Origin of the sequence: Saccharopolyspora indica (assembly GCF_027853965.1) — a bacterium.
Classification (GTDB): Bacteria; Actinomycetota; Actinomycetes; order Mycobacteriales; family Pseudonocardiaceae; genus Saccharopolyspora; species Saccharopolyspora indica.
The window spans coordinates 34,929-51,705 of sequence record NZ_JAQGLB010000019.1 but is presented as its reverse complement, the minus strand read 5'-3'; the positions used below and the strand labels follow the sequence as shown (position 1 = coordinate 51,705).

The 16,777-nt window shown below is 71.6% G+C and carries 17 protein-coding genes; 9 read left to right on the top strand and 8 right to left on the bottom strand.

Translation table 11 applies throughout. The features are described from left to right. Nucleotides 1–6 precede the first annotated feature (6 nt). The 4 genes from OU416_RS31190 to OU416_RS31175 all read right to left on the bottom strand — a co-directional run bounded on the left by OU416_RS31190 (nucleotide 7) and on the right by OU416_RS31175 (nucleotide 4,278). The gene (locus tag OU416_RS31190) at nucleotides 7–1,947 is read right to left on the bottom strand and encodes a YhgE/Pip domain-containing protein (protein ID WP_270930635.1); all 1,941 of its coding nucleotides are present in this window, start codon (nucleotides 1,945–1,947) and stop codon (nucleotides 7–9) included. After that, the gene (locus tag OU416_RS31185; protein WP_270930634.1) at nucleotides 1,944–2,624 is read right to left on the bottom strand and encodes an ATP-binding cassette domain-containing protein; all 681 of its coding nucleotides are present in this window, start codon (nucleotides 2,622–2,624) and stop codon (nucleotides 1,944–1,946) included. Before OU416_RS31185 ends, OU416_RS31190 begins: the two co-directional genes overlap by 4 nt. A 233-nt stretch (nucleotides 2,625–2,857) precedes the next feature. Beyond that, nucleotides 2,858–3,373 (bottom strand): 2'-5' RNA ligase family protein, encoded by a 516-nt coding sequence (locus tag OU416_RS31180; RefSeq protein WP_270930633.1) that lies wholly within the window; start codon nucleotides 3,371–3,373, stop codon nucleotides 2,858–2,860. Further along, nucleotides 3,373–4,278 (bottom strand): HhH-GPD family protein, encoded by a 906-nt coding sequence (locus OU416_RS31175; RefSeq protein ID WP_270930632.1) that lies wholly within the window; start codon nucleotides 4,276–4,278, stop codon nucleotides 3,373–3,375. The genes OU416_RS31180 and OU416_RS31175 overlap by 1 nt, the downstream gene beginning before the upstream one ends. 329 nt (nucleotides 4,279–4,607) lie before the next feature. Here OU416_RS31175 and OU416_RS31170 point away from each other — a divergent pair, with 329 nt between their 5' ends. Then, nucleotides 4,608–5,189, top strand: coding sequence for a hypothetical protein (locus tag OU416_RS31170; RefSeq protein WP_270930631.1), 582 nt, complete (start codon nucleotides 4,608–4,610; stop codon nucleotides 5,187–5,189). 77 nt (nucleotides 5,190–5,266) lie between these two features. Here OU416_RS31170 and disA read toward each other — a convergent pair whose 3' ends face one another. The 3 genes from disA to OU416_RS31155 all read right to left on the bottom strand — a co-directional run bounded on the left by disA (nucleotide 5,267) and on the right by OU416_RS31155 (nucleotide 8,497). Next, nucleotides 5,267–6,361 (bottom strand): DNA integrity scanning diadenylate cyclase DisA, encoded by a 1,095-nt coding sequence (disA, locus tag OU416_RS31165; RefSeq protein WP_270930742.1) that lies wholly within the window; start codon nucleotides 6,359–6,361, stop codon nucleotides 5,267–5,269. Nucleotides 6,362–6,363: 2 nt separating this feature from the next. Continuing rightward, complete coding sequence (radA, locus tag OU416_RS31160; protein ID WP_270930630.1) at nucleotides 6,364–7,734, bottom strand: DNA repair protein RadA; 1,371 nt, start codon at nucleotides 7,732–7,734, stop codon at nucleotides 6,364–6,366. 190 nt (nucleotides 7,735–7,924) lie between these two features. Next, nucleotides 7,925–8,497, bottom strand: a complete 573-nt coding sequence (locus OU416_RS31155; RefSeq protein ID WP_270930629.1) for a copper chaperone PCu(A)C — start codon at nucleotides 8,495–8,497, stop codon at nucleotides 7,925–7,927. Nucleotides 8,498–8,785: 288 nt separating this feature from the next. Between OU416_RS31155 and OU416_RS31150 the strand changes: the two genes are divergently transcribed. The 7 genes from OU416_RS31150 to rlmB all read left to right on the top strand — a co-directional run bounded on the left by OU416_RS31150 (nucleotide 8,786) and on the right by rlmB (nucleotide 14,097). Then, on the top strand, nucleotides 8,786–9,274 hold the full coding sequence (locus OU416_RS31150) for a CarD family transcriptional regulator (protein ID WP_009947449.1): 489 nt from the start codon (nucleotides 8,786–8,788) through the stop codon (nucleotides 9,272–9,274). 19 nt (nucleotides 9,275–9,293) lie between these two features. Then, the gene (gene ispD / locus OU416_RS31145; RefSeq protein WP_270930628.1) at nucleotides 9,294–9,989 is read left to right on the top strand and encodes a 2-C-methyl-D-erythritol 4-phosphate cytidylyltransferase; all 696 of its coding nucleotides are present in this window, start codon (nucleotides 9,294–9,296) and stop codon (nucleotides 9,987–9,989) included. Next, nucleotides 9,986–10,468 carry a 2-C-methyl-D-erythritol 2,4-cyclodiphosphate synthase gene (gene ispF / locus OU416_RS31140; protein WP_270930627.1) on the top strand — a complete coding sequence of 161 codons (483 nt, stop codon included), beginning with the start codon at nucleotides 9,986–9,988 and terminating at the stop codon, nucleotides 10,466–10,468. Before ispD ends, ispF begins: the two co-directional genes overlap by 4 nt. 195 nt (nucleotides 10,469–10,663) lie before the next feature. Beyond that, complete coding sequence (locus OU416_RS31135) at nucleotides 10,664–10,879, top strand: hypothetical protein (protein ID WP_270930626.1); 216 nt, start codon at nucleotides 10,664–10,666, stop codon at nucleotides 10,877–10,879. Between the two features lie 111 nt (nucleotides 10,880–10,990). Beyond that, a complete protein-coding gene (locus OU416_RS31130; protein ID WP_270930625.1) occupies nucleotides 10,991–11,671 on the top strand; it encodes an HAD family hydrolase in 681 nt (226 codons plus the stop codon). A 71-nt stretch (nucleotides 11,672–11,742) separates the two neighbouring features. Further along, nucleotides 11,743–13,137 (top strand): cysteine--tRNA ligase, encoded by a 1,395-nt coding sequence (gene cysS / locus OU416_RS31125; RefSeq protein WP_270930624.1) that lies wholly within the window; start codon nucleotides 11,743–11,745, stop codon nucleotides 13,135–13,137. A gap of 3 nt (nucleotides 13,138–13,140) precedes the next feature. Beyond that, nucleotides 13,141–14,097, top strand: coding sequence for a 23S rRNA (guanosine(2251)-2'-O)-methyltransferase RlmB (gene rlmB, locus OU416_RS31120; protein WP_270930623.1), 957 nt, complete (start codon nucleotides 13,141–13,143; stop codon nucleotides 14,095–14,097). Between the two features lie 119 nt (nucleotides 14,098–14,216). Here the strand turns inward: rlmB and OU416_RS31115 are convergent, their stop codons facing one another. Further along, nucleotides 14,217–15,032, bottom strand: a complete 816-nt coding sequence (locus OU416_RS31115) for a phospholipid scramblase-related protein (RefSeq protein WP_270930622.1) — start codon at nucleotides 15,030–15,032, stop codon at nucleotides 14,217–14,219. 213 nt (nucleotides 15,033–15,245) lie between these two features. Here OU416_RS31115 and OU416_RS31110 point away from each other — a divergent pair, with 213 nt between their 5' ends. Further along, nucleotides 15,246–16,679, top strand: coding sequence for an MBOAT family O-acyltransferase (locus OU416_RS31110; protein WP_270930621.1), 1,434 nt, complete (start codon nucleotides 15,246–15,248; stop codon nucleotides 16,677–16,679). Nucleotides 16,680–16,777: the final 98 nt, after the last annotated feature.

Genomic DNA, 16,777 nt, shown 5'->3' with positions numbered 1-16,777 from the left:
ATCGCGCTAAAGCTCGATCTGCGGGTGCAGGCGGGCCACGGACCAAGTGCGCTGCTTCTGCACGACCAGCGTGGTCAGGAGCAGGAAGACCACCAGGAACCCGGTCAGCACCACGGCGTCCTTGAGCAGGTGCTGCGTCTCGCCGCCGGAGATCGTCACCCGCAGGCCGTCGACCAGGTAGCTCATCGGCAGGAACGGGTGCACGGCCTGGAACGGCGCGGGCGCGGTCTCCATCGGGTACAGCCCGCCGGAGGCGGTGAGCTGGATGATCAGCAGCACCAGCGACAGCAGGTCGCCGACCGCGCCCAGCGCGGTGCGCAGGAAGTGGTCGATCGCCACGAACGCGAGCGCGGCCAGCGAGACCAGCCCGAGCGTCCACCACAGGTGCACCGGGTCCAGCCCCAGCCCGAAGTCGACCACCGCGTACAGCACCAGCCCGCCGAGCACGCCCAGCGCCGCGGCGGGCAGGAACCCGGCCAGCGCGATGGTCCACGCGTTGACCCGGTCCGCCATCGCCCGCTGGTTCACCGGCTTGAGCAGCAGGTACGCGAACAGGCCGAACACCCACAGCGCGATGGCGAAGAAGAACGGCGCCAGCCCGCGGCCGTAGACGTGCGCCGGGTTGATGTTGTCCACGTGGATCTCGGTCGGCGAGCCCAGCACGTCGGCGGCCTGCGCTACCTCGGTCGGGTTCGTCGGCGGGATCTTGCCCAGCGTGTCGTCGACCAGCCCCTGCAGGGACTTGGCGCCGTCGTTGAGCTGCCCGGCGCCGGTGTGCAGCACGCCGCTGCTCGCGGCCAGCGTGTTGAGCCCGTTGGTGATGCCGAGGCCGCCACCGGCCAGCTCCGCCGTGCCCGCGCGCAGCGTGTCGGCCGGTGCGGTGATCGCGCGGACCTGGTTCTGCAGCGGGCCGAGGTTGTTCTGCAGCGCGAGCGCCTGGCGGTTGGCGTCCTGCGCGGTGGCCAGCGCCTTCTGCGCATCGCCGTCGGCCGTGGCCGCGGAGTCGGCGAGCTTGCGGGAGATGTCCAGCGCGCGCTGGTAGGCGGAGTCCTGCGCGATGTCGGGGTGCTTCTCGCCGAGCTCCTCGACGGCCGCGCGGCCCTCGGCGGCCCGCTGGCTGAGGAACCCGGTGGTGGTCTTGATCGCGCTCAGGCTGTTGACCGCGATGTTGCTCGCGTTGACCAGCGCGTTCACCGCGCCGGGCAGCCGCTCGGCGGTGAAGTCGGTGATGGCCCGCAGCTGCTGGTCGAGCTGAGCGCTCGCGTCGGCGATGCTCTGCACGCCGCGGGTGATCTCGCCGGTGCCGTCCCGCACGCCGTTGAGCCCGGTGGTGAGCGCGGCGGTGCCCTGCTTGCTCAGCTCGGTGCCCTCGACCAGCTGCTTGGACGCCTCCGACGCCAGCTGGAGCTTCTGCCGCGCCTGGTCCAGCTCGCCGTAGAGCGCGCGGGCGTAGGTGGCGTGCGCGGCCGCGTTGATCTGGTTCTGCAGCTCGGTCTTCACCGTGTCGGCCATGATCCCGACGATGAAGCCGTTGGCGTCGTTCTTGACGATGTGCAGCGCCGCCCGCTCCGGGTTGCGGTCGGCCGCGGTGGCCAGCCGGGCGCTGAAGTCCGACGGCACCTCGATGGTGAAGTAGTAGGTGCCCTCGGTCAGCCCGCGGCGCGCGTCGGCGGCGTCCACGAAGTGCCAGTCGAAGGTGTCGGTCGCCTTGATCTGCTGGATGAACTGCTCACCGGCGTTGATGTGCTCGCCGCGGCTGTCCACCGGCAGGTCGGAGTTCACCACGGCGACCGGGACCTGGCCGAGCTTGCCGTAGGGATCCCAGTTCGACCACAGGTACAGCGAGCCGTACAGCAGCGGGACCAGCACCAGCACCAGCGGTACGAGGCGGCGCAGCGGTCCGCGGAAGCGCCGCAGCTCCAGCCAGGCCAGGGTGAACGCTTTCACGGCGTGTCCTCCTCCAGCAGGTCGAGCACATCGGTGGGCCGGTCCTGCTCGCGCGCGGGGAGGTGGATCACCTCGACGTCCCCCGACGGCGCGTCGGCGGCGCTGGCCAGCACGGTCATCCCGGTCCGGGTCACCTCGCGCAGCGCCGCCCACACCCGCGCCCGCGACGGCAGCGGCAGGCCGACGTCGACGTCGTCGACCAGGATCCCGGCGGGCGAGGGCGCGATCGCCAGCGCCACCGCGAGCAGCAGCCGGTCGGCGGCGTGCAGCTCGTCGACCAGCGCGGACCGGTCGGGGGCCAGGCCGACCAGGTCGAGCGCGGCGTCGATGGAGCTCTCGGTCGCACCGCTGATCAGGCGGCGTTCGAGGATCGCCTCCCGCACCCGGTGCTTGTCCTCCAGCTCGTAGCCCGGCCGCAGCCGGGCCGGGCGGATCAGCTGCTGCACCGCCTTCGCCTGGGCGGGCAGCACGTGCCCCGAGACGTCCAGGTAGCCGGTGATCAGCGGCAACCGGCCGGACAGCGCGAGCAGCAGCGAGGTGCGCCCGGTCCCGGAGGGGCCGGCGACCACGGCGAGCGCCCCGGCGGAGACCTGCAGGTCGAGGTTGGCGAACACGACGCCTTCCGGCCCCTTGGCCGCGATCCCGCGGCCGAGGATGCTCACGCCGTCGACGTCCATGCGTCCTCCTACCGGGTGCGAGGTGCTGGTCCAAAGTGGCGCGTCACCCGGAACTCGGCAACTCGTGATCGCGAAGGACGTCCACTATGGACCAAATGCCCGACCTCGGAAGCGGCCCCTCCACCGCTGCGCCCCGCGGCCCCGCGCGATTTCAATGGGAAATCAGGGCTCCGATTTCAATGGAAATCGCGGGACCGACGGCGTGTCGGGACCCGGACGCGCCGTCGGTGCGGTCAGCGGGTCAGGACGGTCTCGGCGTCCCCGGTGCGGGTGTCGACGATCGCGACCTCGCTGATCGCGGCGCGGACGGCTCGCGGCGGCTGGAGCGCGCGGAAGCCCGCTGCGAGCTGGTCGTCGGTGATGCCCTGGGCGAGGGTGCAGTGCGGGATCCAGGCGCCCGGGAAGTAGTAGGCCGACGGGTTCTGCACCCGGCCCGCCAGCGCGTCGTGCACCGCGGAGTGCACCGCCAGCAGCTCGGCGTCCACCACCGCGCCCAGCAGCAGCTTCCGCTCCTCGTCGGGGAACGTGCCGAGCGTGTGCAGCCAGAGGTCCGGGACGGACAGCAGCTCCAGCTCGGCGCGCACCGCCTTGCGGGCGGCGGGCGGGATGCCGCCGGCGGCCGCCAAGGTCACGTGCGGGCGGTGCTTGCCCGCCGGGCTCGGCACGCCCGCGCCGTCCAGCCGCTGCCACAGGCCGCGGATCTCCGACTCGGTGCGGTCGTCGAAGAAGAACACCAGCGCGTGCGCCATCAGTGCTCTCCGGGCAGCGCGAAGCGGCCGTCGTCGGTCTGCTCGACGAGCCCGTCGACCAGCAGCGAGTCCAGGCAGCGGTCGCGCTGCCCGGCGTCCGACCACACCGCGTCCAGCTGCTCGCGCAGCACCGGGCCGGTGGAACCGCGCAGCACGTCGAGCAGCTTGCCGCGCACCTGGCGGTCGGTGCCCGCGAACTTCTGCACCTTCTTCGGCGGGCCCGCGTAGGCCGGTCGCCCGGCGTGCTGCCAGGCGCAGTCGTGCGCGATCGGGCACGACTCGCACAGCGGCGAGCGCACCGTGCACACGACCTGCCCGAGCTCCATCAGCGCGGCGGAGAGCTTCGCCGCGGAAGCGTCGTCGTCGGGAAGCAGGACGTCGACGTCGTCGAGATCCCGCTTGGTCGACGGCGGTCCGGCGTCGCCCGCACCGTGCACGGCTCGCGCCACCACGCGCCGCACGTTCGTATCGACCACCGGAGCGCGCTTGCCGTAGGCGAAGGCGGCCACGGCCCGCGCCGTGTAGGCGCCCACGCCCGGCAGTGCGAGCAGGGTGTCCACGTCCGACGGGACGACGTCGCCGTGCTCGGTCGCGATGGTCGCGGCGGCCTCGTGCAGGCGCAGCGCGCGGCGCGGGTAGCCGAGCTTGCCCCAGGCGCGCACCACCTCGCCCTGCGGCTCAGCGGCCAGGTCGGAGGGGCGCGGCCAGCGGCGCATCCACTCCTCCCAGATCGGCTGGACCCGGTTGACCGGCGTCTGCTGCAGCATCGTCTCGCTGACCAGCACGCCCCAGCCCGTGACGCCGGGCGCGCGCCACGGCAGCGGTCGGGCGGTGGCGGCGAACCAGTCGATCAGCTCGACCGGGTTCAGCGGCGGGACGACGGGATTCGCGGCGGAGGTCTTCATGACACCGCCGATCCTGCCAGGCCCCCGGATCCAGCGAAGACCCGCGCCCGAACCAACCACGCACAGTCACTCCCCGGCCACCACGACCTCCACCAACCTCGAACCAACACAGCCTTGGTCACCAGCACGAACACCGCTGCGGCGGCGAGACGGTGTCAATTTCGCACGAAATTGACCATCACCCGGGTGAGCGTCAATTTCGCGAGAAATCGGCGCTGCTCGCTCGGCCGGGTGGTTTCGGTGCGGTGGGGGCGGATTCGCCGAGTTGCACCCGATCAGGTGATCATCGGCAGCGCCGTTCGGAGTAGTCGCCGCGTTACTGTCGATCCGTGCTAGATCCGAACGGGCCGTTGCCGCCAGCCGTGTACTGGCGTCGCCGCGTGGTGGCGATCGCCGCGGTCCTGCTCGCGGTCGCACTGGTCGCCTGGGCAGCGGTGGTGCTCCTGAACGGGTCGGCGCCCCAGCCGCAGGCCGCGCCGCCTGCCGCACCGGTCGCGATCGCGGCCGACGAGCCGCCGGCGCAGTGCCCGGACGAGGCGATCCGGGTGGTCGCGGAGGTGGCCCGCCCCGAGTTCCGGGCCGGTGACAAGGTCCCGATGAGCATCGTGATCACCAACGCGGGCGAGCGCCCCTGCGTGCGCGACACCAACCGCATGCTGCGCGAGCTGACCGTGACCTCCCAGGCGGGCAAGCACGTGTGGTCCAGCAACGACTGCTACGCGGAGTCGACCAACGAGCAGCCGCTGCTGCAGCCCGGCCAGTCGGTCCGCAACGACGTCGAGTGGTCCGGCCTGACGTCCACCCCGGACTGCGGCCCCGACCAGGCCAAGGCCGCCGAGGGCCAGTACAAGGTGGTGGCCAGGCTCGCGTCCCTCAACAGCGCCCCGGTCGAATTCCGCCTCACGCCCTGACTCAGGGTTTGGTGGTGGTTGTTTTCGAAGCGGCTGCCGCCGCTTATAAGGCGCGGACGGCTACGCCGACAGTGCTATCAGGCGAACGGGTCCACGATGGACGACTCGGCCAGCCGGGACAGGCCTTCGCGGACCAGCCGGGCCTTGGCGTCGCCGAGCCCGTCGACCTCGCCCAGCTCGTCCACGGTCGCCGCCAGCAGCCGCTGCAGCGAACCGAAGTGCTCCACCAGCCGCCGGCGAGCGGTCGCCGGAAGCCGCGGCACCCGGGCCAGCAGGCGGTAGCCGCGCGGGCTCAGGTGCTGGTCCAGGGCCTCCGGGGCGTCCGAGTAGCCGAAGGCGGCGGCGATCGCGGTCAGATCCAGCAGCTCGGTCGCGTCGAGCTTGTGCAGCGCCGCCTCCACCTGCTCCGACGTCGGCACGGCGTCGGTCGGCAGGTACTCCTGCACGATCAGCTCGCGGTCCAGGTCGGTGCCGTCGCGCTCGGCGCGGGTGCCGCGCAGCGGGCCGACCAGCTCGTCGAGCTGCAGCTCGATCAGCCTGCCGTCCCCGCCGAGCTCGACCACGTCGCCCTCGATCTCGTCGGCGATCCGCCGCACCATCTCCATCCGCTGCACGACGGTCATCGCGTCGCGCAGCGTCACGTAGTCCTCGATCTCCAGCGCCGACAGCGCCTGCGCGACCTCGGCCAGCCGCGCGGTGTAGCGCTCCAGCGTGGCCAGCGCCTGGTTCGCGCGGGACAGGATCTCCGGCGAGCCGATCAGCACGTGCCGGTGGCCCTGCGTGTAGACGCTGATGATGCTCATCGACTGGCTGACCGACACCACCGGGTAGCCGGTCTGGATCGCGGTGCGCTCCGCCGTGCGGTGCCGGGTGCCGGACTCCTCGGTGGGCGTGCTCGCGTCGGGCACCAGGTGCACGTTGGCCCGCATGATCCGCCGGGCGTCGGTGGACAGCACCACCGCGCCGTCCATCTTGGACAGCTCGCGCAGCCGGGTGGCGCTGAACTCGATGTCCAGCCGGAAGCCGCCGTCGCAGAGCGCCTCCACCGCCGGGTCGTACCCGAGCACGATCAGCCCGCCCGTGCGGCCGCGCAGGATGCGCTCCAGGCCGTCGCGCAGGGCGGTGCCGGGGGCCAGGCGGGCCAGCGTGGCGCGCAGCGCCTCGTGGCTCATCGTCACCTCACGATCTTGAGCGCGTCGCCGATGTTGGACACCACCGTGGCACGCACGCCCTTGGGCAGCGGACCCGAGTCCGGCGGCACCAGCGCCTGGTCGAAGCCCAGCCGCGCGGCCTCCGCCAGCCGCCGCCCGACCCCGTTGACCCGGCGGATCTCGCCCGCCAGGCCGACCTCGCCGATCACCACCAGGTTCGGCGGCAGCGGCTTGCTCTTGCGCGAGGAGGCGATGGCCATCGCCACCGCGAGGTCCGCGGCGGGCTCGCTGACGCGCTGGCCGCCGACCGTCGCGGCGAACACGTCGTGATCGCCGGTGGGGATCTTGCCGTGCTTGCCCAGCACGGCCAGCGTCATCGACACCCGGGCCGAGTCCAGCCCGCTGACCGATCGGCGCGGCATCGCCATCTGGGTGTGCATCAGCAGCGCCTGCACCTCGACCAGCAGCGGCCGCTTGCCCTCGACCATGACCGTCACCGCCGTGCCGTCGACCACCGATTCCTGCCGGTTGATGAACAGCCCGGAGGGATCGGGCACCTCGGCGATGCCGTCGTCGCGCTGCTCGAAGCAGCCGACCTCGTCGGCGGGGCCGAACCGGTTCTTCACGCCGCGCAGCATCCGCAGCGCCGAGTGCCGGTCGCCCTCGAAGTGCAGCACCACGTCGACCAGGTGCTCCAGCACGCGCGGCCCGGCGACCGCACCGTCCTTGGTGACGTGCCCGACCAGCACCACCGGCAGCCCGCGCTCCTTGGCCAGCGCGACCAGCGCGGTGGTCACCGCCCGGACCTGGGTGACGCCGCCGGGGCTGCCCTCGGCATCGGGCGACTGCACGGTCTGCACCGAGTCGACGATCAGCAGGCCGGGCCGCACCGCGTCGACGTGCCCGAGCACGGCGGAGAGGTCGCTCTCCGCACCGAGGTAGAGCTGCGGGTGCACCGAATCCGTCCGCTCCGCCCGCAACCGCACCTGACCTGCGGATTCCTCGCCGGTGATGTACAGCGACGGGCCGCGCGCGGAGCTGGTGGCCCAGCGGTGCGCGACCTCCAGCAGCAGTGTGGACTTGCCCACACCGGGTTCGCCGGCGAGCAGCACGACCGCGCCGGGCACGATGCCGCCGCCGAGCACCCGGTCCAGCTCGTCGATGCCGGTGGACACCGCGCGGGCCGAGTCCAGGTCGACCTCGGCGATCGGCCGCGCCGGGGTGGCCGGGGCACCGGCGCTGACCTTGGCCAGCGCGGGCCGGGCCGGTGCGGCCTCCTCGACGGTGCCCCACGCCTGGCAGCCCGGGCAGCGCCCCACCCACTTGGCGACCTCGTGGCCGCAGTCGGCGCATCGGTAGGCGGGGCGGGCGGCTCGGGCGTTCTTGGGCGGCACCCGGCGAGGCTATCCGCCCGCGACGACACCCCGCCCCACGACGTCCGCCTCGGTCGTGTTCCCGCAGGTCAGAACCCGTGAGTGTTTTGTGGTGCTATAGCCCCCCGAACCACTCACGGGCAACCACCTGCGGAAACGCAGATCGGGCCGCCCGCGTGGTGCGGACGGCCCGATCCGGGAAGCTGGGAGGTCAGTGACCGCCGCCGCCGTGCTCCTCGGGGCGCGGCGAGTGGTCGATGCCGATCGGCACCTGGACGGTGACCGGACCGGCCTTCTCGAAGACGAAGGTCACCGGGATGGTCACGCCGGGGGTGATGTCCTGCTTGAACCCGTTCAGCGTGATCTGCACCTGGCGGTTGCCGACGGCCTCGGCCTGCGCCTTCAGCTCGGCGGAGGCGCCGGTGGCGTGCAGGGCGGTGCGGCTCGGCAGGTCGGTGACGCCGCCGATGGTGGCAGGCGCGGTGGTGTAGCTGCTGGTGACCTCGACGAGCTTGTCGTTGGCGCCCTCGTTGGCCAGCACGGCCTCCAGCGGCGCCGAGGATCCGGCCGGGTAGACCGTGCCGGTGCTCGGGAAGGTGAACATCGCGTTGCGGACGGCGATCTCCTGGACCTCGCCGTTCCCGCCGTTCACGGCGGCGACCTGGGTGTCGGTCTCGGTCACCTGACCGGCACTGCACCCGGCGAGGGCAACGATGGCGCCGATCCCGAGTGCGGCCGGGATCAACCGCAGGCGGACGGCCTTGTGGTGCTGGGGGCGGCTCACGGTTGCAGCGTCCTTCCTGATTGCCGGACAACCAGGTGGAGCTTAATGCCCCGCCCGCGCGGGGGTGCCCCAGGGTCTTGCCGAGCTACGCATCGAGCGCCCGCCGATCCGGCCGAAATCGATGTCCACAGTGGACGATTTCAGTGGGCCGAAAGGTCGCGCCTTGCACGTTCGGGTGCCCTTTGTCAACCCCGGTCCACGGCTTGACCTGCGAATACGGGCGACGGGGCTTCGAGGGCGAGTTGCCCGGCGTGGTAAAGTGGGCATAGCGAAAGGGGCAGAGGACACATGGTTTTCAAGGTCGGAGAGACCGTCGTCTACCCGCATCACGGTGCCGCACTCATCGAAGCAATCGAGACTCGTGTGATCAAGGGCGAGGAGAAGCAGTACCTCGTCCTCAAGGTCGCGCAGGGCGACCTGACCGTGCGCGTTCCCGCGGACAACGCCGAGATCGTCGGCGTCCGGGACGTGGTCGGCCAGGAGGGTCTCGATCGGGTTTTCGACGTGCTGCGGGCCCCGCACACCGAAGAGCCCACGAACTGGTCTCGACGGTACAAGGCCAACCTGGAGAAGCTCGCCTCCGGCGATGTGAACAAGGTGGCCGAAGTGGTGCGCGACCTCTGGCGACGCGAGAAGGATCGTGGCCTGTCCGCAGGCGAGAAGCGGATGCTGGCGAAAGCCCGTCAGATCCTGGTGAGCGAACTGGCGCTGGCCGAGGGCACTGACGAGGGCAAGGCGGAAACCCTGCTGGACGAAGTCCTCGCCACCGCGGTTTGATCATCGGGAACGGGCGAGCGTGAGCGTAGTCGCGCTGGTCCCCGCGGCAGGTCGCGGGGTGCGCTTGGGGATGGGGATGCCCAAGGCGCTGGTTCCGGTGAACGGTGAATCGTTGTTGTTGCGCGCGGTCCGCGGCCTGCTGGCCGCGGGCTGCGTGCAGCACGTCGTCGTCGCGGCCCCGCCCGACCAGGTCGAGCTGGTGGCCGCTGAACTGGCCGAGCTCCCGGCCGCGCACGTGGTGCCCGGGGGATCGGAGCGAACTGATTCGGTGCGCTTGGCGCTCGACGTCGTCGAGCGGATCGCACCGGACGCGCGGGTCGTGCTGGTGCACGACGCCGCACGTGCTTTCACCCCGGCTTCGGTGATCCGGGACGTCGTGCGCGCGGTCGAGCAGGGCGCGCCCGCGGTGATCCCGGTGCTGCCGGTGTCGGACACGATCAAGCGGGTGGACGAGTCCGGCGACGTCGTCGCGACCGTCGACCGCGCCGAGCTCCGGGCGGTCCAGACCCCGCAGGGCTTCGCCATCGACGTGCTGCGCGAGGCGTACGCGGCGGCCGGTGACATCGCCACCGACGACGCCGGCCTGGTGGAGCGGATCGGCGGCGAGGTGCGCACCGTCGCGGGCCACCCGGACGCGTTGAAGATCACCACCGCGTTCGACCTGGCCGTCGCCGAGTCGGTGCTGGCCGCGCAGACCACTGGAGAGCTCGCGTGACCGAACTGCTTCCCCGCGTCGGCCAGGGCGTCGACGTGCACCCGGTCGAACCGGGCCGCGACTGCTGGGTCGCGGGCCTGCTCTGGCCGGGCGTGGACGGCTGCGCCGGTCACTCCGACGGCGACGTCGCCTCGCACGCGCTGTGCGACGCGCTGCTGTCGGCGGCCGGGCTGGGCGACCTCGGCGCGGTGTTCGGCACCGACGACGACCGCTGGGCGGGCGCGCACGGCGTGGACTTCCTGGCCGAGGTGCGCGATCGCGTCGCAGCGGCCGGCTTCCGCATCGGCAACGCGACGGTGCAGGTGATCGGCAACGCACCGCGCATCGGCAAGCGCCGCGAAGAGGCCCAGCAGGTGCTCTCGGAAGCGATCGGAGCGCCGGTGTCGGTCTCCGGCACCACCTCCGACGGCCTCGGCCTCACCGGCCGCGGCGAAGGCATCGCCGCGGTCGCCACCGCCCTGGTCTTCCCCACCGCCTGAGCCGCGCCGCTGCACTCCGCCTCGCGCACCCGGGGCGGCGTCAATTTCGCACGAAATTGACCACCACCCACCTGGCCGAGGCGAGGGACCGCTGAGTAACGGGCCGGTACCCGGACGTGACGGATCAGCGGAGTCCGGGAAAACTCAGGGTCCGCGCTCTGGAACGTCGGGGGCGGCGCGCGCGATATTCGAATCATGGTGATCGAGCGGAACCGGTGGATGCGTCGGCTGCTCGTGGCGCAGCCGATCGTGGTGTGGCCAGTGTCGTTCGTGCTGTGGTCCGGAGGCGGTGGTCTCGGGCTGGCGCTGGCGGTGGTCCTGTTGTGGGCGAGCGCGGCGATCTCCGTCGCGGGCATCGTGGTCCCGATGCGCGGTGTCGATCGTTGCCGCGATTCCCGGCGGGCGGCGTGATGGGCGTTGCCGTTCACGGGAGTCCGCGGCGGGAAAATCCGGCAATTCAACGCAGGTGAGCTTGGCCGCATGTCGGTGCCGGGTCGCTCCGGCACCTCTACCTTGGGCGTCGTGACTCTGCGCGCGGTGCTCTTCGACTTCTCCGGCACGTTGTTCCGCCTCGAGGAAGATCCGTCCTGGTACGCCGACCTCACCGATGCCGACGGCGCCCCGTTCGACCTGGCCGCCCAGGCCGAGATCATGCGGCGGATGACCGCGCCGACCGGGCAGATCGTCCAGCTCGACGCCGAGTACCAGCACGCCTGGGACAACCGCGACCTCGATCCCGAGCTGCACCGCAAGGTCTACGTCGAGGTGCTGCGCAGCTCCGGGGTCCAGGACGGGGAGGCCGACGGGCTCTACGAGCGCCTGATCGACCCCGACTACTGGACCGAGTACCCGGACGCGGCCGAGGTGCTGCGCAGGCTGCACACCTCCGGCGTGAAGGTCGGCGTGATCAGCAACATCGCCTTCGACATCCGTCCCGCTTTCGAGCGGATCGGTGTCACCCAGTACGTGGACGAGTTCCTGCTGTCCTACCTCGAGGGCGTCATCAAGCCGGACCCGAAGATCTTCCTGCGCGCCTGCGAGCGGCTGGGCGTGGAGCCGTCGGAGGCCCTGATGGTCGGCGACAGCGAAGAGGCCGATGGCGGGGCCGCGGCGGTGGGGTGCCAGGTGGCGATCGTGGAGCCGTCGCCCACCGCGCAGCGCCGCGACGCCCTGCTGACCGCAGCGGGCGACCTGCTGCGCTGACCGTCACTGCGGTCTTGACGTGACCGCACCTGTCGTGATTCGGCGCGGACCGGCCCCCGTACCATCGGGGTGTGAGCCTGCACCTGCATGACACCGCGACCCGCACGACGCGCGAATTCCACCCGCGCTGCGCCGGAGTGGCGTCGATCTACGTCTGTGGTGCCACTCCGCAGGGCCTTCCGCACGTCGGCCACGTCCGCAGCGTCCTGAACTTCGACGTGCTCCGCCGCTGGTTGCAGCACCACGGCTACGAGACGCGCCTGGTCCGCAACGTGACCGACATCGAGGACAAGATCCTCACCAAGGCCGCCGAGGCGGGCCGGCCCTGGTGGGAGTGGGCTGCCACGCACGAGCGGGCTTTCGAGCGCGCCTACGACCAGCTCGGCTGCCTGCCGCCGTCGGCGCTGCCCCGCGCGACCGGCCACGTCACGCAGATGGTCGACCTCATCCAGCGCCTGATCGACAAGGGCCACGCCTACGCGGCGGGCGGCGACGTCTACTTCTCGGTCGCCTCCTACGCCGACCACTACGGCAAGCTGTCCGGGCAGCGCCTCGACGAGGTGCAGCAGGGCGAGACGCTGGCCAGCGGCAAGCAGGACCCGCGCGACTTCACGCTGTGGAAGGGCGCCAAGCCGGGCGAGCCGAGCTGGCCGACGCCGTGGGGCAACGGCCGGCCGGGCTGGCACCTGGAGTGCTCGGCGATGGCCACCTACTACCTGGGCGGCGAGTTCGACATCCACGGCGGCGGGCTCGACCTGATCTTCCCGCACCACGAGAACGAGCTGGCGCAGGCCAACGCGGCGGGCGACGGGTTCGCCCAGTACTGGATGCACAACGCCTGGGTGACGATGAGCGGCGAGAAGATGTCGAAGTCGCTCGGCAACGTGCTGTCCATCCCGGAGGTGCTCAAGCGGGCCCGCGCGGCCGAGCTGCGGTACTACCTGGTCACCCCGCACTACCGGTCCAACATCGAGTTCTCCGAGGCGGGCCTGTCCGAGGCGGTGGCCACCTACCGCCGCATCGAGTCGTTCGTGCGGCGGGTCGGGCAGCGCGCCGGTGCCGTCGAGCCCGGCGAGGTGACCGCCGAGTTCGCCGCGGCGATGGACGACGACCTGTCGACGCCGCAGGCGATCGCGGCAGTGCACAACGTGGTCCGCGAGGGCAACGCGGCGCTGGACCGGGGCGACGACGAGTCGGCCCGCAGCGCGGCGGCGTCCGTGCGGGCGATGACCGGCGTGCTCGGGCTGGACCCGCTGTCCGAGCAGTGGGCCGAGGACTCGGGCGCGGACGACGCCGCGCAGCGCGCGCTCGGCGACCTGGTCGATGCCATGCTGGAGCAGCGCAAGCAGGCCCGCGCGGAGCGCGACTTCGCCACCGCCGATCTGCTGCGCGACCGGCTGCTGGCCAGCGGGATTGCCGTCGAGGACACCCCCGACGGTCCGATGTGGACATTGAAAGACGGGTAACACGTGGCTGGCAACGACAAGCGCCGCGGCGGCATGCGCAAGACCAACAAGAAGGGCATGGTCGTCGGCTCCGGCGGCCAGCGGCGCAGGGGGCTGAAGGGCAAGGGCCCGACGCCGAAGGCGGAGGACCGCGTCAGCCACCCCGCGAAGCGGCGCGCGGACGCGCGCTCGAAGGCCGAGCAGCAGCGCGCGAAGCGCCAGGCGGCGGCGGAGACGCAGCCGGAGCTGGTGGCCGGGCGCAACCCGGTGGTGGAGTGCATCCGCGCGGGCGTGCCCGCCAGCGGGCTCTACGTCGCGCAGGGCATCGACATCGACGACCGGGTCACCGAAGCGGTCCGGGAGGCGAAGGCGCGCGGCATCTCGGTGGTCGACGTGCCGCGCATCGAGCTGGACCGGATGACCAACAACGCGATGCACCAGGGCCTCGCGCTCCAGGTGCCGCCGTTCAAGTACGCGCACCCGGAGGACGTGCTGCAGGCGGCCTACGACTCCGGCCTGCCGCCGCTGATCGTGGCCCTCGACGGCGTCACCGACCCGCGCAACCTCGGCGCGGTGATCCGCTCGGCGGCGGCCTTCGGCGCGCACGGCGTGATCGTCCCGCAGCGCCGCAGCGCCGGGATCACGGCCGTGGCCTGGCGGACCAGCGCGGGCACGGCGGCGCAGCTCCCGGTGGCCAAGGCGGTGAACCTGACCCGCACGCTGAAGGACCTCAAGAGCGAGGGCCTGATGGTGATCGGTCTCGACGCGGACGCCGACGTCACCTCCGACGAGCTGGAACTCGCGACCGGCCCGCTGGTCGTGGTCGTCGGCTCGGAGGGCCGGGGCCTGTCCCGCCTGGTCCGCGAGACCTGCGACCAGACGGTCTCGATCCCGATGGCAGCGGGCGTCGAGTCCCTCAACGCCTCCGTGGCAGCCGGCGTGGTCCTCTCCGAGGTGGCCCGTCGCCGCCGAATCAGCTGAGTCGTCCTCGGGGCCGTGAGTGTTTTGTGGTGCTATAGCCCCACAAAACACTCACGGCCCCACCCACAACCAAACCTTCCCCACCACCGAACACGGGCCCCACCACCGAACACGGGCGGCTACTGCTGCTGGCTGGCGATGGTGTCGAAGGTGAGGGCCGAGGCCAGGACCATGCTCAGGAGCGGGTCTTGGAGGGGGCGGTGGATGTGCAGGACGTAGTTGTCCGCCGTGGTGAAGGCCGCCTTCGCCAGGCCCTGCCAGGTCTTGGTGATCTGGCCGATCTGCTGGTCCGCGTGGTCGACGACCTTGATGTCCCACGCGCGCAGGTTCTCCGCCCGCATGCCGCCGATGCGCTGGCCGCCGACCTCGAAGTCGAAGCGGGGCTTGCCCCAGACGTTGGCCAGCTTGATCTCGCCGACCGGTGACTGGTCCGGGCGCTGCACCTGGACCTTGCCCTTCCACATGGTGGCCGGGCGGGTCAGCAGCAGCACCGGGCGGCCGGTGGCGTCCCGGATCTCCAGCTTCACCGTCATCAGCGAGTCGAGCTTGGTCAGCACCCGCAGGGCCTTCTGCGCGCCGCTCTGGCCGGTCTGCACGACCGAGCCGAGCTGCCGCCCGTGCTGGTCGTAGATGGCGTACTGGTTCGACACCTCGATCAGCTTCGCCTGCTGGTTGATCACCAGCACCGGCTCGCTGAACAGGGTGCCCCCGCCGCCCGCGACCGGGCCGCCCACCGCGGCGCGCTGCTGCACCTGCTGCTGGATGGACGCGGCGTCGCCGGTGCCGCCCACGGAGAGCTCCAGCTCGGAGCCGTCGCCCTGCGGCGCCGGTGCTCGCGCCGGCTGCACGTGCGGGGTCCACTGGCGGCCGTCCCACCAGCGGACGTAGCGCTGATCTGCCTGGTCTGGGTACCAGCCCGGCGGGGGAGCGTTCATGAGCCCCAGGCTAGGTGATCCGCGCGGCCGCTGTCCCCGGTTCGCGACCGTGCCCGCGAACTCGTTTCGCCTGGTCAGGACAAAGCGGATCAATGCCAGGTTTTGACCCGTTCCGTTTCGGCACGGTGACGTTCCGGGCTCGGCTAGAGTCCGGTTCAGCAATCCTGACGTGCTCCCAGGGGAGGCGAGGGCCTCCCGTACCCCGAGGCCCCGATGTCGTTCGCAAGCCCCCTGTTCCTCTGGTACTTCCTGCCCGCTGTGCTGGCAGCAGTGCTGATCGCGCCGCGCGCCGGGCGCAACGCCGTGGTCGCGGTGGCCAGTCTGCTGTTCTACACCAGCGGTGCGGGCGGCACCACGCTGCTGCTGCTGGCGTGCATCGTGGTGAACTACTTCGCGGGGCTGCGGCTGGAACCGGTCGAGTGGGGCTTCGAGCAGAACCGGCGGCGCTGGGTGCTGATCGGCACCGTGTCGTTCAACCTCGCGATCCTGGCGGTGTGGAAGTACGCCGGGTTCGCCACCGAGCAGCTGGCGGTGCTCGGCAGCTGGTTCGGCGGCGACTTCCCGGTGCTGGAGCTGGCGCTGCCGATCGGCATCTCCTTCTACACGTTCCACCACATCTCCTACGTGGTGGACATCTACCGCGGCGAGCGGCCCGCGCTGCGCAACCCGGTCTCGTTCATCACCTACATCGCGATGTTCCCGCAGCTGGTGGCGGGTCCGATCGTGCGCTACCGGGAGATCGCCGACCAGCTGCCGCAGGAGCGCACGCACCGGCTCGACGACATCGCGGCCGGGTTCCCGCGCTTCGCGTGGGGGCTGACGAAGAAGGTCGTGATCGCCGACACGCTGGCGCCGATGGTGGACGCCTGCTTCGCGACACCCGACGAGGACATGACGTTCGCGATCGCCTGGCTCGGCGCGATCGGCTACGCGATGCAGCTGTACTTCGACTTCTCCGGCTACTCGGACATGGCCATCGGGCTGGGCCGGATGCTCGGGTTCCGGCTTCCGGAGAACTTCGCCCGGCCGTACTCGGCGGTGACGGTCACCGAGTTCTGGCGCCGCTGGCACATGTCGCTGTCGCGCTGGTTCCGCGACTACGTCTACATCCCGCTCGGCGGCAACCGGGGCGGCCCGGCCCGCACCTACCGCAACCTGGCGATCATCTTCGTGCTGACCGGCTTCTGGCACGGCGCGGCCTGGACGTACCTGATGTGGGGCCTGTTCCACGGCCTGCTGCTGGTCGTCGAGCGGAGGTTCGGCTGGGCCCACGCCCCGACGGACGTCCGCGCCCGCATCGCCCGCCGCGCGCTGACGATGCTGCTGGTGGTGATCGGCTGGGTCTTCTTCCGCTCCCCGGACCTGACCAGCGCGTTCGTCATGCTGGGGCACATGCTGGTGCCGGACTTCGCGGGCCTGACCGACATCGTGGCGGCGGCGGTGACCAACCAGCGCCTGGTGTTCCTGCTGCTGGCGCTGGTGGTGGTCTTCCTCCCGGCCAACGCGGGCACCGGCCCGTTCCTGGAGTCGGTCCGCACCCGCCGCGCCAAGGCCCTCCGCATCGGCGTCCTGACCCTGGGCCTGGGCTACTCCGGCCTCCTCGTCGCCACCGGCTCCTTCAGCCCCTTCCTCTACTACCAGTTCTGAGGTGTTTGACTCTTCCTGGTGGGACGGGCCGGTGTGATCTTCGCACCGGGATTGCGGGATCGTGCGAACCTCAGCGGGTCGGTGGCCGTCTACCGATC